General features: G+C 47.3%; 19 protein-coding genes. 8 read left to right on the forward strand and 11 right to left on the reverse strand.

The annotated features are described in order from the left end of the window. The first annotated feature begins 185 nt into the window (after positions 1–185). Both BFR57_RS03110 and hda read left to right on the forward strand, forming a co-directional pair. A complete protein-coding gene (locus tag BFR57_RS03110; RefSeq protein WP_071462583.1) occupies positions 186–1,283 on the forward strand; it encodes a DUF2066 domain-containing protein in 1,098 nt (365 codons plus the stop codon). Next, positions 1,283–2,011, forward strand: coding sequence for a DnaA regulatory inactivator Hda (gene hda / locus BFR57_RS03115; protein WP_071462584.1), 729 nt, complete (start codon positions 1,283–1,285; stop codon positions 2,009–2,011). The genes BFR57_RS03110 and hda overlap by 1 nt, the downstream gene beginning before the upstream one ends. Here the strand turns inward: hda and BFR57_RS03120 are convergent. Genes BFR57_RS03120 through arsC form a run of 3 tightly spaced genes read right to left on the reverse strand, consistent with a single transcriptional unit; the run spans position 2,004 to position 3,338 of the window. Next, positions 2,004–2,408 carry a DUF2069 domain-containing protein gene (locus tag BFR57_RS03120; protein WP_143441035.1) on the reverse strand — a complete coding sequence of 135 codons (405 nt, stop codon included), beginning with the start codon at positions 2,406–2,408 and terminating at the stop codon, positions 2,004–2,006. The two genes, hda and BFR57_RS03120, sit on opposite strands and share 8 nt — an antisense overlap. A 1-nt stretch (position 2,409) precedes the next feature. Then, entirely contained in the window at positions 2,410–2,991 is a 582-nt protein-coding gene (locus tag BFR57_RS03125) for an NAD(P)H-dependent oxidoreductase (protein WP_071462585.1), read from the reverse strand. After that, complete coding sequence (gene arsC / locus BFR57_RS03130; protein WP_071462586.1) at positions 2,988–3,338, reverse strand: arsenate reductase (glutaredoxin); 351 nt, start codon at positions 3,336–3,338, stop codon at positions 2,988–2,990. Before arsC ends, BFR57_RS03125 begins: the two co-directional genes overlap by 4 nt. Before the next feature lie 57 nt (positions 3,339–3,395). Between arsC and BFR57_RS03135 the strand changes: the two genes are divergently transcribed. Further along, positions 3,396–3,863 (forward strand): TlpA family protein disulfide reductase, encoded by a 468-nt coding sequence (locus BFR57_RS03135; RefSeq protein WP_071462587.1) that lies wholly within the window; start codon positions 3,396–3,398, stop codon positions 3,861–3,863. Here the strand turns inward: BFR57_RS03135 and BFR57_RS03140 are convergent. Continuing rightward, positions 3,855–5,327, reverse strand: coding sequence for a M48 family metalloprotease (locus BFR57_RS03140; RefSeq protein ID WP_071462588.1), 1,473 nt, complete (start codon positions 5,325–5,327; stop codon positions 3,855–3,857). The two genes, BFR57_RS03135 and BFR57_RS03140, sit on opposite strands and share 9 nt — an antisense overlap. A 136-nt stretch (positions 5,328–5,463) precedes the next feature. Here BFR57_RS03140 and BFR57_RS03145 point away from each other — a divergent pair, with 136 nt between their 5' ends. Further along, the gene (locus BFR57_RS03145; protein WP_071462589.1) at positions 5,464–6,540 is read left to right on the forward strand and encodes an AI-2E family transporter; all 1,077 of its coding nucleotides are present in this window, start codon (positions 5,464–5,466) and stop codon (positions 6,538–6,540) included. A gap of 42 nt (positions 6,541–6,582) precedes the next feature. Here BFR57_RS03145 and bcp read toward each other — a convergent pair whose 3' ends face one another. Next, the gene (bcp, locus tag BFR57_RS03150) at positions 6,583–7,053 is read right to left on the reverse strand and encodes a thioredoxin-dependent thiol peroxidase (protein ID WP_071462590.1); all 471 of its coding nucleotides are present in this window, start codon (positions 7,051–7,053) and stop codon (positions 6,583–6,585) included. Positions 7,054–7,212: 159 nt separating this feature from the next. On the opposite strand from bcp, the gene dapA reads away from it, so the two are divergent. From dapA to purC, 3 genes are read left to right on the forward strand one after another with little or no spacing between them, the layout of a single operon-like run. After that, on the forward strand, positions 7,213–8,091 hold the full coding sequence (dapA, locus tag BFR57_RS03155; RefSeq protein ID WP_071462591.1) for a 4-hydroxy-tetrahydrodipicolinate synthase: 879 nt from the start codon (positions 7,213–7,215) through the stop codon (positions 8,089–8,091). 11 nt (positions 8,092–8,102) lie between these two features. Next, a complete protein-coding gene (bamC, locus tag BFR57_RS03160) occupies positions 8,103–9,200 on the forward strand; it encodes an outer membrane protein assembly factor BamC (protein WP_071462592.1) in 1,098 nt (365 codons plus the stop codon). Positions 9,201–9,214: 14 nt separating this feature from the next. After that, positions 9,215–9,928, forward strand: a complete 714-nt coding sequence (gene purC / locus BFR57_RS03165; RefSeq protein ID WP_071462593.1) for a phosphoribosylaminoimidazolesuccinocarboxamide synthase — start codon at positions 9,215–9,217, stop codon at positions 9,926–9,928. A 20-nt stretch (positions 9,929–9,948) separates the two neighbouring features. Here the strand turns inward: purC and BFR57_RS03170 are convergent, their stop codons facing one another. From BFR57_RS03170 to BFR57_RS03190, 5 genes are read right to left on the reverse strand one after another with little or no spacing between them, the layout of a single operon-like run. Continuing rightward, positions 9,949–10,101, reverse strand: a complete 153-nt coding sequence (locus BFR57_RS03170) for a DUF2897 family protein (RefSeq protein WP_071462594.1) — start codon at positions 10,099–10,101, stop codon at positions 9,949–9,951. 2 nt (positions 10,102–10,103) lie between these two features. Further along, positions 10,104–10,793 carry a M15 family metallopeptidase gene (locus BFR57_RS03175; protein WP_071462595.1) on the reverse strand — a complete coding sequence of 230 codons (690 nt, stop codon included), beginning with the start codon at positions 10,791–10,793 and terminating at the stop codon, positions 10,104–10,106. Then, complete coding sequence (gene dapE / locus BFR57_RS03180; RefSeq protein ID WP_071462596.1) at positions 10,790–11,929, reverse strand: succinyl-diaminopimelate desuccinylase; 1,140 nt, start codon at positions 11,927–11,929, stop codon at positions 10,790–10,792. Before dapE ends, BFR57_RS03175 begins: the two co-directional genes overlap by 4 nt. Beyond that, complete coding sequence (locus tag BFR57_RS03185) at positions 11,929–12,273, reverse strand: Spx/MgsR family RNA polymerase-binding regulatory protein (RefSeq protein ID WP_071462597.1); 345 nt, start codon at positions 12,271–12,273, stop codon at positions 11,929–11,931. The genes dapE and BFR57_RS03185 overlap by 1 nt, the downstream gene beginning before the upstream one ends. Next, positions 12,270–12,740 (reverse strand): PTS glucose transporter subunit IIA, encoded by a 471-nt coding sequence (locus BFR57_RS03190; protein ID WP_071462598.1) that lies wholly within the window; start codon positions 12,738–12,740, stop codon positions 12,270–12,272. The genes BFR57_RS03185 and BFR57_RS03190 overlap by 4 nt, the downstream gene beginning before the upstream one ends. Before the next feature lie 213 nt (positions 12,741–12,953). Here BFR57_RS03190 and yfbV point away from each other — a divergent pair, with 213 nt between their 5' ends. Next, complete coding sequence (gene yfbV, locus BFR57_RS03195) at positions 12,954–13,385, forward strand: terminus macrodomain insulation protein YfbV (protein WP_071462599.1); 432 nt, start codon at positions 12,954–12,956, stop codon at positions 13,383–13,385. On the opposite strand, the gene BFR57_RS03200 is transcribed toward yfbV, so the two are convergent. Next, the gene (locus BFR57_RS03200) at positions 13,382–14,017 is read right to left on the reverse strand and encodes an energy-coupling factor ABC transporter permease (RefSeq protein ID WP_083405009.1); all 636 of its coding nucleotides are present in this window, start codon (positions 14,015–14,017) and stop codon (positions 13,382–13,384) included. The two genes, yfbV and BFR57_RS03200, sit on opposite strands and share 4 nt — an antisense overlap. Positions 14,018–14,022 lie beyond the last annotated feature (5 nt).

The following is a 14,022-nucleotide window of genomic DNA, read 5'->3' on the forward strand; positions in this document are numbered from 1 at the left end:
TGTTCCTGATCGCGAAGTTTGCTTTATTCTAGCGATATGACCTGATTTTGACTAGGTTATCGGCGAATAACTTCAATTTGTGTTGTTGAATGCATTCCCACAAGGTTATCCACAAGTTGTCACTTGCCGTGTTGCGCTTGGGTGTTTAACATGCATTTTATGACCGATTTTTTTAAGGCTAACTTATGACGCGCGCAATAGTTCGACAGATGATCTGTGTAGTCAGTTTATTACTTTGCTTCTCAGCTCAAGGTCGACTTATCGATGATCTATTTTCGGCGGAAATAGAGGTAGCATCGCAGACATCAAGTCAGCGCGATGATGCCTTGCGCGCGGCCTTTGAACAAGTGGTGATGAAAATATCGGGCACCGAGGAAACCTTAAGCAATAGTGCTGTTCGTAATGCCATGAGACAAATACAGGACTATTTATTACAGTACGGTTACCGTCGCGATGGCGGGACACTCTATCTCACTGCGAATTTTGACGGTCGTAAACTTGCCGAATTATTTAAAGTCAACCAATTGCCCTATTGGGGCAGTCGCAGACCTGAGCTACTGATGTGGATCGCCAATAGCGACGAACGGGGTAAGCGAAACATTTTGGCGGCTAATGACGAATCCATTTTTATTCAGCAAGTTCGCCATCTAGCGCAACAACGTGGACTGCCATTGCAATTTCCTCTAATGGACTTAACTGATGCAACCTCAGTCTCTGTTTCTGATATTTGGGGTCGATTTCTTACGCCGATTGCTAATGCTTCGCAACGCTATCGTGCGGATGGTTATCTTGTCGCCAAGGTCGTCGATCTCGGCGTTCCTGATGACGAAACACCGCAGCAAGGTCGCTGGCGCCTTGATTGGGTGGCGCGTGTCGGTGATGTACGTAAGTCGGGAGAGGTGTATGCCAACTCAAAAGACTTTTTGGCAACGCCATTTATAGAACAACTCCACGAAACACTCGCCAGTGAGTTCGCATTAGTGGCGTCAGGTGAGAGTAAAGCCATTCAATTTCCGATTCGTATTGAGGGCATCGAGGGATGGCAAAGCATTTTAGATGTACAACGTTTTTTTGCCAGTGTGACTTCTGTGCAACAAGTCAAGTTGACCGACTACAGCGCGACATTCAGTCGCTTTGAAGTGACGTTAACCGATACGCCCGATCATCTGTTACAAGCGATTGAACTTGATGGTCGCTTACAGCAAAAACGCCGAGACCCTTTCGCAGCCGTGACACAAGATACCGATGATGAAACGACTTATCGGTGGGTGGCAAAACAATAATGGCGGCAGGAAAGCAGCAACCACAGCAACTGACACTCGCCGTCCAGTTGCCCGATGACGAGAACTTCACAACGTATCTCGAACAACAGAATGATAGCGTTGTGCGTTGGTTAAAACGTATTGCTGATAAAGACGTTGATGAAACTCAAGGTGTGCGGCTTACCCTATTGTCGGGTCCCTCGGGCGCGGGAAAAAGCCATTTGTTACATGCAGTGGTATCGCAAGGTAGTCAAAATACGCATGTCATGTATCTGCCATTGGCTGAGTTAAAACACAGTGATGCAGAGCAGGTGCTCGCCGGGTTAGATGCGTTTGATATTATATGTTTGGATGACATTGACGCGGTACTGACCAGCCCCAACTGGTGCTATGAACTGTTTAAGCTAATCAACCGAGTTACTGATGAAGGGCGCTGTCGTTTGGTGATGACGGCCTCGGCAAGCGCCAGTCAATTGGATATTGAGTTGCCTGACCTGCGCTCCCGTTTGCAATGGGCAACCGCATTTCAGTTAAGTCCACTGGACGACGATGGTAAGGCAAGAGCGTTAACGTTGAGAGCCCAATGGCGAGGGTTACAATTACCCCATGACGTCGCGATGTTTATGTTACACCGATTAGGACGAGACACGGGGAGTCTGTTGGCGCACTTAGATCAGCTTGATAAGGCATCCATCGCACACCAACGTAAACTGACTATCCCTTTTATAAAACAGGTCTTGGCTATTTAGCGTCCTTTTGCTTTTTAAGGCCTAACCCCAGTTCACGTCCTCTATGACGTGCAAATCCAGTTGCACCAACAAAGGCAACAGTAGTAAAGATAATCTCTAACACCGACCATAAACGCTCATCTGGGTGCGTGTAAACTGTTGTCAGACCGTGCAAGAAATAGAACATCAGAATAAAGTTGAACCACGCATGGGTGTATGGTTTTCCCTTAACCAGCCCGAGCAGTGGGAAAAGCATGGGAAGTACCCAGAAAATTAATGATAAATAGGTCGGTAAAGCCGCCTCATCGGTTTCTGGCATGACGCCATGCCAAATAACCAATAGTGCTAACAATAACCAGTAGCCCAGTTGAGTTGCGATCCGGAAAAAACGTGTTTTCGGTGCCATATCGGCTGCCATTTTATACATCCTTGGTTGATTTCAACTGTTGCGCAATTTTCGCTACGCGCTGGCCTAAAGCTATCGCACTGGCGCGTTCGTTAGCAGTCAGCTTGCCGTTAGGGGTTTCATTTAGCGCGCCTGCGCCATAAGGAGAGCCCCCTGCATCGGCATGGTGCAGACTGGGTTGATCGTATGGAATACCCGTCAGCAACATACCGTGATGAAGTAGCGGCAACGCCATATTGAGTAGGGTACTTTCTTGTCCACCGTGCAGTGAGCTTGAGGTGGTAAACACTGCTGCAGGTTTATCGATGAGTTGGCCATTAAGCCATTCGCGACTCGTTGACTCCCAGAACTTTTGTAGTGCTGCGCTCATATGACCAAATCGCGTTGGGCTACCCATAATGAGTCCATCGCAGTTGACTAACTCCTCTTTGCTTAGCGGTATGTCACGCATACTTGCGGCGTCGCTATCGGTCTCTACTGTACGCATAAGTACTTCAGATCCAGTTGATTGCACGCCTTCAGCGATAGCATCAGCGAGCGCTCGCGTATGGCCGCCCCGGCTGAAGTAGAAGATAATCAGGGTACAAGCGCTCACTTGATGAGCTCCAATACATTTTCTGGCGGGCGGCCTAATACCGCTTTATCGCCTTTAACCACAATAGGGCGCTCAATCAGTTTGGGGTTGTTAACCATCGCTGTCAGCAAAACCTCATGCTCTGATTCATCAGCCAAGTTCAGCTCTTTATAGACCGCTTCTTTGGTACGCATCAGTTGGCGTGGGCTAAGGTCAAGCTTTTGAAGTAAGCTGCTGAGCTCAGCTTGGCTCGGTGGCGTATCTAAATATTTAATAATGGTCGGTTCAATCCCCTCGTTTTGCAGTAGCTCTAGGGTTTGGCGCGACTTTGAACAACGAGGATTATGGTATATGGTAACTGCAGTCATATCAGTTCACTCTATTAGTCTAACGTATAGACTTATAATAACGAATACGGGGCAAATATGAAATTGTCATTGCTAATTGCAAGTGTTTTAACGTTGAGTTTAGTCGCCTGTTCCAAGGCACCCGATATTCAGCTAAATGATGGAAGTGAGATTGATTGGCAGGGCGGCCAAGGCAATACGGTTGTTGTAAACTACTTTGCAGAGTGGTGCGCACCTTGTTTACGTGAATTGCCTGAGCTCAATGAGTTCCACCACGACGTTGTGAGCAATGACAGTCAACTAACGTTAGTTGGCATCAGCTTTGACCCGATGAATAATCAACAGATCAACGCGTTGGCAGAAAAGCATGGCATCGATTTTCCGCTTGCGTTGAGTCAACCGGCTCCTCAGTTGCCGTTTGATAAGCCCAAAATGTTACCGGCAACTTACATTGTCGGCCCTGGCGGTAAGGTCACAGGACCACTGCTGGGTGAACAAACTCAAACGACCCTAAAAAAAGCAGTCGCAGAGGCGCGCTTAGAGTAGCCTTTTTAGGCGTTCCTTCTCTGCCCGAAGTTGATCAATACGCGCGTTGAGGCGTTTTTCCGTTAACTTGTTTTGCGTGTGGTTTTGCGCTGTTTGTAACTGATCGATCGCTAAATCGAAACGGCCACGCAATGCCAAGGCTTCAGCTCGTGTTTCGTACATGGCCGCGCGATCCGCTGTTCGCTGATATGCGTCTGTCAGTAGATCCATGGCCGTTACCGAATCGGGTTCACTCAGCAGATAGTTGCGGAGCAATTTCACACCGAGTTCCGCTTCGCCCGAACGAATAGCCGCGTTGGCATAGTTTAGAGTGATGACTGGATCATCTGGGCTCCGAGTGTACTCCCGTTTGAGCATTTCAAGTGCTTTTTGGTTTTCACCCAGTGCGAGGTAGATATCGGTTTGCACATCAATATAAAAACGATTTCGCGGGTTGCGTTCAATTAAGGGCGCTAGCCATTGTTGTGCCGTTGCCGGATTACTTGAGTCAAGAGCTCTTATGGCTAGGGCATAGCCACCTGCTTGCTGATTGATAACGTTTTCGCTCTGGGCCATTTTGACAAACTCACTATTGGGAGTTGTGCGGGTGTAGCGTGCGTCAATACGAGCCTTTGCCAGTTCAAAATCCAAACTTTGTGGCACGTCGCGGCGGCCCATGGCTTCGGCTCGGGTACGTGTATCCGCAATACGTGATTCAGGAACAGGGTGCGTCAACAACATTTCAGGGGGCTTAGATACATAACGGTACTGATCGGCTAAGCGACCAAAAAAGTTAGGCGCACCCATGGGATCAAAGCCGGCATTAGCCAACGTTGTGATTCCTATACGATCGGCCTCTTGCTCAAACAGGCGAGTGTAGTTTATTTGTGCTTGGCCGGTAGCGCCAAGCGTGGTGTAAAGACCTGCTGCTCCGGCTTCTGGGTTGGCAAGCCCCAATAAAATCGAGCCCACAACACCTGCAATGGTGAGTGGCATATTTTGCTGTTGCTCTTCCATGCTTCGCACAATGTGTCGCTGCGTAACGTGCGCAATTTCGTGCCCTAACACGGCGGCCAGTTCAGACTCGTTGCGGGCTTGTTGAATCAGCCCGGTATGTACACCTACGTACCCCCCCATAAAAGCAAAGGCGTTTATTTCATTGATATTGAGCCAAAAGAATGAAAACGGATACCGCACATTATCCGCGTTACGGATAAGACGTTGACCAACATCCTTCAAGTAGCTATTTAATACCGGATCTTGAATGATAGGCGCGGAGGCACGCAGCTGGCGCATGTAATAATCGCCAACGACTTTTTCGCGCTCGATACTCATAAACCCAGCACCCGTGGTACCAATTTCTGGGAGGTTCCGTTGTTGTTGCGCGTGCGCTTTAGGTACTTCGAACGCGGTTGGCAGCGCCATCATAAGCGCAAGGGTAATACCACTTGTCATTGAGCGCTGAAATTTTTTTAGGTACAACATTCACATTAACCGCTGTTATGACGCAATATGCTACGTAGAGTTATTAATTTACAATAAGTTCCTTTTCTACTCTATGGTGTTACCGTAAGATTGCAAGCATCGTGAATCATTAATCACACCGAACAGGAAGCTCGGCATGTTCCAATATATTCAGCAGTGGTATCGGAATAAGTTTTCAGATCCGAATGCGGTAACATTATTTTTGTTACTGGTCGTTTCGGTTTTACTGATTGTATTTTTCGGTGGGATTTTAGCGCCGATATTGGCAGCGATTGCCTTGGCGTATCTACTTGATTGGCCCGTTAATCGCCTAATCGACGCCGGTGTCGGGCGATTACCAGCGACCATCATCGTGATGAGCTTTACGGTCTGTATCGCAACCTTGTGCTTACTCACCTTAGTACCTGTGGTATGGCAACAAAGCACCACTCTGATACGTGAGATGCCAGATATGCTCGCCAATCTTCAGGTCTGGCTACATAAGTTGCCAGAGCTTTTCCCTTCTGTCATCGATGAGGCGCAAATTACTGAATTGATGCAAACCGTCAAGCGGCGCGTTGTCGGGCTCGGTGAGCAGCTATTAACGAGCTCATTAACTTCACTCGTCAATGTAATGGCGATGTTAGTGTACTTAATCGTTGTGCCGTTGCTGGTGTTCTTTATGTTGAAAGACAGAGACGTTCTGTTAGCTCATGTCAGCCGTGTTTTACCGACTAACCGCCGTTTGATCACGCAAGTAGGCCAAGAAATGAACTTGCAGATCATGAACTACATTCGAGGCAAGGCGATTGAAGTGATCGTGGTCGCCGTGACTTCTTTTGCCGTATTTTTTGCGTTCGATTTGCGGTACACCACATTGCTTTCGATTCTGGTTGGGTTGTCAGTACTGATTCCATATATCGGTGCCGTTGTGGTGACTATTCCAGTCGCTTTGGTTGCGTTATTCCAGTTTGGTGCTACGGGCCCATTCGTGTATGTGATGATAGGTTATCTTATTATTCAAGCGCTTGACGGAAATGTACTGGTGCCACTGCTGTTCTCTGAAGCAGTCAGCCTAAACCCGGTGTATATAATTGCAGCGGTACTCGTTTTCGGCGGTATTTGGGGATTTTGGGGTGTGTTCTTTGCGATACCGTTAGCTAGCTTGGTGAAAGCGGTGATCACTGCGTGGTCGAGCCGCGACGCCTTACTACAGCAAGATGAGGTTCAGTAGAATTGCAGGCAAGACGTTGGTTGCGCCTTGCCTGCATCGAATTTAACTTTGTTCTAAGTGGTCAAGTACCACTTGGTGGTGTTCTTTAGTCTTGAATTTATCAAATACGTGACTGACGGTACCATCTTGCTCAACTAAAAAGCTAATGCGGTGGATGCCATCATACTCTTTACCCATAAATTTTTTCGGTCCCCAGACGCCGAATTGATCAGCAACGGCGTGATCCTCGTCGCTAAGTAAGGTGAAATTGAGCTCATCACGCTCAGTAAATTTGGCCAAACGTTTCGGTGCATCTGGGCTGATTCCGATTGATACGACGTTGTGTTTGAGTAGGCTCTCTTTCTCATCACGCAGGTTTTGCGCTTGTACAGTGCAGCCAGGTGTCATTGCCTTCGGATAGAAATACACCAACACGCGATGATCTTTCAGTAATTCGTGCAGAGATACTTTTTCTTCATTTTTATCTAAAAGTTCAAAGTTAGGTGCTTTATCACCTGCTTGTAATCGTTCCATTTTCAACTCCTACGAATGAATATCCAGTGTATATATGATAGCGAAGCTCAGTTTGGATTAAAATGAAGGGAACAAATTGCGCGCTATGTGTTCCTAGTCTTGTGTTTATTTGGGGCTACCAGTAACATTAGGCCCCATGATTAGGAATTTGGAGCCTATATGTTAACAGGTAGTATTGTTGCCTTGGTGACGCCGCTAACTAAACATGGAAATATCGACTATAACGAACTCGAAGAACTCGTCAATTTCCATGTAGAGTCAGGTACAGATGCGATAGTGGCGGTTGGGACGACGGGGGAGTCAACGACACTTAGCCATGAAGAACATATTGATGTGGTTGCAGCAATGGTTGAGCTTGCCGATGGCCGCATTAAAGTGATTGGTGGAAATGGTTCGAATTCGACCTCGGAAGCCGTTCAACTCACAGAAAAAATGACTCATTTTGGCGTTGATGGGTTTCTCAACGTTACACCTTACTATAACAAACCCTCTGTAGAAGGCCTGGTTGCGCATTATTCAGCGTGCGCTGAGGCATCCGATAAACCACAGATCTTATATAATGTCCCAGGCCGAACGGCGCTAGATATGCCTCCAGAAGTGGTTGAAAGATTAGCTGAAATTGATAATGTCATTGGCATTAAAGAAGCAACGGGCGATGTATCGCGTGTTGAAGAACTGAAGCGTCGGTGTGGCAATCAGTTTATCTTGTTAAGTGGGGATGATCCGACCGCATGTGAGTTTATGTTACGCGGAGGTCACGGTGTCATTAGCGTAACCGCCAACGTCGTTCCTACTCAGATAAAAGCCTTAGTTGATGCCGCAACGCGCGGAGAGCGCGAAAAAGCGGAGCAGATTGATGCCCAACTGCGTGACTTAAATAATGCGTTGTTTATTGAGTCAAACCCAATTCCAGTTAAGTGGGCCTTGGCTTTGATGGGAAAATGCAGCGCTAATTATCGCTTGCCATTGACCCCACCCAATGAAGATAGCCAGCTTGTTATAGAGCGCGCACTTAATCAATTACACCTACTTAAGTAGCAGGAGTGGAAATGAATTTTCGCCGTACAGCCATCGTGATTTCGTTGGCGACGATTACCCTCGCATCGTGTAGCTCGATCGAAAAGGAGCAGCCGAATGGCGACTTTGAATATGTAGAGCTTAACCAACGTCAAGAGTTGACGGTGCCATCTAATTTAGAGACTCCCGATTACAGCAATACGTATAAAATTCCACCTGCTGACGTGGCAGGTCCAGTCGGCAAGGATGTTCGTGTGGTATCGCCACGACAGGTTCATCCAGTGGCTTTAGGTAGCCGTGTGTTAGAGAATGAAGACGAGCCTCGTGTCTATTTCGACCTCGTTGAAGGCATGCCTGATACCGTCGCGAATACGGTGTGGAAAGCGGCAGAGCAAGTATTGCAGCGCAAAGGGTTAAACTACACGCAAACCGGTGAGAATCAATGGACGACAGAGCCGCTCACGATTCAAGACGAATATGAAGTTGAGGGTGACGATAGCGCTTGGTTTTTTGGGGATGATGAAACAACGGTATCGTTGCAACAAAGTTTCCGTTATGTGCTGACACAAGCACCTGAGAGTCACGGAAGAACAACGGTGTTAGAAGTTGCACTGGATGATGTGTCGCAAACGGTGAATGGCGAGAGCGTCGATATGTCGCAGCTGACGCAACATAACTTAGCGGTTGATTTAGTGAACAAGGTTGTATCTCAAGTCAACCGTGTGCACCAACAGTCAATTCAGCAGATTCGAGAAGCGGGTGTGCCTATTTCGGTAGGAAGTAATGCGAAGCAGCAGCCTGCTTATATTGTTGAGCTAGACTTTGACGATGCATGGGTGTTAACAGGTCAAGCGTTGGAGCAAATTGGCTTAGCGATTGATGACTTGAACCGTGAAGCGGGCACGTATTTCGTTGAATATTCAGAACCTGATTCAGGCTTCTTATTTATGGGAGGCGATGATTATGATTCGCTAAATATCCCAGAGGGTGAATATGAAGTTCGATTAGTCGAGTTTGGTGATGATACCGCAATCACCGTTTGGTCAAACGATGAAGTAGTCGATCAAGCGTGGCTCGAATCGGTCAAGCCAGCTTTTGAGCAAGCATTAAAAGTAGCAAGTCAACAGTAAAGGCGACACAACCTATGGAAAAACGTAACGAGCTGTATCGTGGTAAGGCAAAAACCGTTTACACAACGGATGACCCATCACGGTTAGTGTTGGAGTTCCGCAATGACACGTCCGCATTTGACGGGGAAAAAGTGGAGCAACTTGAAGATAAAGGAATGGTTAATAACCGTTTTAACCATTTCATCATGACGCAATTGGAAAACGCGGGTATTCCAACACAGCTGGACGAATTACTAAGCGATACGGAGTCTTTGGTTAAGAAACTCGACATGATTCCGGTCGAGTGTGTTGTTCGTAATGTCGCCGCGGGCTCGTTGGTTCGTCGCTTAGGTGTGGAAGAGGGCAAAAGCTTAAATCCACCAACCTTTGAGTTCTTTTTGAAAAACGACGCTTTGCATGATCCGATGGTCAACGAATACCATATCGAAGCTTTTGGCTGGGCCACCAAGGCACAAATCGAGCAAATGAAAGAGCTGACATTTAAGGTCAACTCGGTACTGAAGTCACTTTTTGAGCAAGCGGGGCTTTTGTTAGTTGACTATAAACTTGAGTTCGGAGTGTTCGATGGTCAACTGGTGTTAGGTGACGAATTTACGCCAGACGGTTGTCGATTATGGGATGCTGAAACCCGCGAGAAACTGGATAAAGACCGTTTCCGTCAAGGACTCGGCGGTGTCGTTGAGGCTTATAAAGAAGTAGGCCAGCGTTTGGGTGTCCAGTTTTCGTAAACTAGACCGCTGACCTCGATTTACTGTTTAGATGAGTCGTCCTTAGCGTTTTCTTTGGGCGACTCTTTTTTGGCTGGCCACTTAAATTTACTACTGTACTTGAGTACCATCAGGTTACTCAGTACAACACCAACAACTAATAAGATAATTAACCATACCCAATGGTCTTGCATAATTAGCCTCCCTGACTGCTTTCACAGATGGTATCAAAATAACGTTGCTTAATGCTATCTAGGTGCTCTAGGATGATTGCTTTTCCCTCAATATCAGCGTGTTCTATGGCTTCTGCCAGTTCACCTACGGTAAGCGCATCCTGTAATTGTTGAGCCAATGGTTGATAGCTAAGATGCCATGGTTCGCGCGCAACGCCCCCTTGATAAACTCTGTATGGGAAGAAAAAACCATAGTCATGGGCGTGTGCTTTCAACCAACACCATAGTTGATAACACGGTGCATTGATATCCTCGTATTCTGCGGGGATTAACTGCAACTGATTATCTTCTGTAAAACCCGAGGGATCCCATATATCCATATCAGTTCCCCAGTGGTGTCGACTCGCCCCCGGTAAGGCAGACCAATGCAAAATCGCATGAAGCTTTTCTTCGTCATTCAGTGTGTCAGTATTTAAGGGCTGACCATCGGTATCATTGATGATACGTTCACCGCGCCATTTTCGATTCCAAATCATGCGTTGACGGTCAAAGCTACGGAAGGCCGATGCGATCGCTAGGCTAATGCCGTCGCGCTTAGCAGCAGCCTGCATATCCAAAAAAGCGCGTGCGGCTAATGGATGTAGCAAATGACCCTCTGGCATTCTCAGCAAATGGTCTTCTGTCAAACCAAGACGCTGTATCGCAGTCATCATAAGGCGCTTTCCATTCCTTTTAAAATCGCTTGATACACATCAGTTAATTGATCCAAGTCGCTGATCTTAACGCACTCATCGACTTTATGAATGGTGGCATTAACGGGACCGAGTTCAACCAGTTGTGCACCTGTTGGAGCAATAAAGCGCCCATCGGAGGTACCACCCGCTGTCGACAGCTGAGTTGAATATCCACAGGTTTCAGTGATTGCGCGCTGTACGGTATCAATTAATGAACCTTCTTCGGTTAAAAATGCGGGACCGTTCAGCTTCCAGTTGAGTCGATAGTTGAGGTGGTGCACCTCGAGTATCGCTTCCACTCGTTGCTTTAATTGTTCAGCGGTCGACTCAGTCGAAAAACGAAAGTTAAACTCAACATCTAACCGACCCGGGATAACATTGCCTGCGCCGGTGCCCGCATTAATATTAGAAACCTGAAAGGTGGTAGGGGGAAAATAGTCGTTGCCATCATCCCAGTGTGTTTGCACCAATTCAGCCAGCGCGCTGGCGGCTTTATGAACGGGGTTTTCAGCCAGGTGGGGGTAAGCCACGTGACCTTGCACGCCGATGACGCTGAGTGAGCCTGAGAGGCTACCTCGGCGGCCGTTTTTAACGACGTCACCCAGTTTTTCAGTGCTTGAAGGCTCACCGACGATACACCATTTGATTTTTTCGTTACGTGCCTCTAGCGTTTCCATGACACGTTTCGTGCCATTAATAAATGGGCCTTCCTCATCACTGGTAATTAAAAATGCAAGATCAAACGGTGGCTCATCAACCGCTTGCAGGTAACGTTCAACAGCAACAATCATTGCTGCTAGACTGCCTTTCATATCCGCAGCGCCGCGACCATATAGGTAACCCTGATGTTCAGTTGGTTCAAATGGTGGAAACAACCAGTCGTTAGGATCGCCCGGTGGCACAACGTCGGTGTGACCAGCGAAGCATAGCACGGGTTTGCCTTGACCGTATCGAGCCCATAAGTTGGTGGTGTCATCAAATACCATAGTTTCGAGTTCGAACCCGAGTGCCTTTAGCCGATCACCTAACAGTACTTGGCACCCCTCATCGGCAGGCGTAATCGATGGACGTTCCAATAACGACTTGGCCAGTTGTAACGTTTCGCTGCTAGACATCAGGCTAACCATGCCTCCCACTGTTGCGCATTGAACCCAACTCGCATCTCGTCACCCGCTTCAACGAGTGGGCGCTTAAATAGGGTAGGTTGCTCGGCGATAAGTTGACTGACTTCATTGCGGTTGCTGAGATCGCGTTGCGACTCATCGAGTTGGCGCCAACTTGTGCTACGTTTATTAACCAGTTGTTCAGCAGGGATTTTAGCTAACCAGCTTTCCACCTCTTCGGCGCTCAGTGGGATTTCACGAACATCACGAAACTGGTATCCAATTTGATTTTGTTCAAGCCACTTTAATGCTTTTTTAACCGTGTCACAGTTTTTAATCCCATGCACTTTGATCATGATACGTCCTTTTGAATAACTAATTCTGATTCTAACGCGGTGACAGCACCGCTATTACGTAGCGTAAGTGTATCGAATTCGATGTTGGGCTGCAGTATAACGGCCATTAAATTGTATAAGTTTGTCTGTTGTCTTAGTAACGTTTGATTAAGTGATAAGAGTGGTGCGCCACGTTCAACTTCATTGCCACTACTAATATGGCGCTGAATAGCAGGTATTTTTGTTGACTGCTCATATGCGCCAAGGAACAACATGATGCGTCCATGCTGAGAACTGAGAAGATGAATAAAGTTTCCCGCTGGCGAAACGTAGTCGACTTTCGCAGCCGTTGGCGCAAGTAACTGATTGCTCGATACATCGATACATGTGGTACGCCCTAACCAATGCGCACGAATGAGTGGGCTTGGGTGGTGGCTTGAGTCAACTAAACGACCCGAACAGGGTGCAAGCAAAGAGAAAGCGGGCATGAACTCTCCAATGAACGATGATATCGGTAGCTTATCTGAATTCGCTGGATAGGTGCAAAACAAACCTTAAGTTGATTATAATACGTCCAGTAAGCAAAAGCGTATATAGCTAGGGCGGTGTGAGTTAATGAGTACACCCTATCAACAAAGTTATCCACAGAAAACGTTGATAACTTGAATAACTGAAGCGTAGCTGCAAATAAGGAATAATGTGTGAAAGTAAGTGTATTCCGACTCTTTAAAGACGGACATCAATACGCCAAACGTTGGCCTCGTCATGCAGTTGTCGCCGCATTTCGTGAGACTCGCCTGGTGCCTTTGCTGCGTTTAATGGAAAAATGGGTGCCCGCGATTGCAGTGGTTAACGCCGTTTTGCATTGGCAGTTTTTACATGCTTACTGGCAACAAGGTTTGGTCACCTCTTTGGTGATTCTCAGTATGCCCTTGCAGTTAATGGCGTGGTTTGGTTGGCGCGCTAATCAACCGTTGCCGATACGGTTGAGAAGCTGGTACTGGGAATTACGCGATAAACTTAAACAGAGCCGTGCCGTGCTAGAGCGGCCCTCTGTAGGCGGACCAACGTATATGGATTTAGCCAGCGTACTCCAAAAAGCATTGGCGGTTCTTCCACCGGAACAGCATTAATTCGGGTCAATGTATTGTTCATCATTAAACGTCACTAACCAGTTTGGGCGGTAAACCACCATTAATGTCACGGCCATACCGTTGAGAAGCGCTTCTGGGAACATAACTAATGGCGTTATCACTAAGTAATTTTCCCATACTTGTTTTGTGGTTAAGGTCTCTGTGGTGAGCGCCCAGGCGGCATGAGCTAGGTGAGTGGCGGCAATAGCAATCGCTGCAGCAAGAAATGCATTTAGAAAAATGTAGATGAATGGATGTCTTGGTAGTCGGTGATAAATGACCGCATAAGCGACGTAGGTCACCGCCGCAGGTATCACAATATGGCTCAGGTAAAGAGCACCAACGCTGGTGATAGGGTAGCTACTGTACAAACCATTAATAGCGATAATAGCGACGCCCGCGAGCAGGGCATAGCGAAAGCCAAGCATCAGTGTGACAGTGGTGATTAGCAGAAAATGAACGCTTAAACCTTGTTCCAGCTTGGCTGAAAACAACCAGATAAACGAAATGATGGCCGCCGAGCCAAATAGTAGATGCTGTAGAAGACGGCTGCGCCTCAACATTCGCCAATTGTCATTCACCCATGTGGCGATGAGTATACACAGAGCGACAATGTTAAGAAGCAGCGCCATGATTA

This window comes from Idiomarina sp. MD25a, from assembly GCF_001870515.1.
Classification (GTDB): domain Bacteria; phylum Pseudomonadota; class Gammaproteobacteria; order Enterobacterales; family Alteromonadaceae; genus Idiomarina.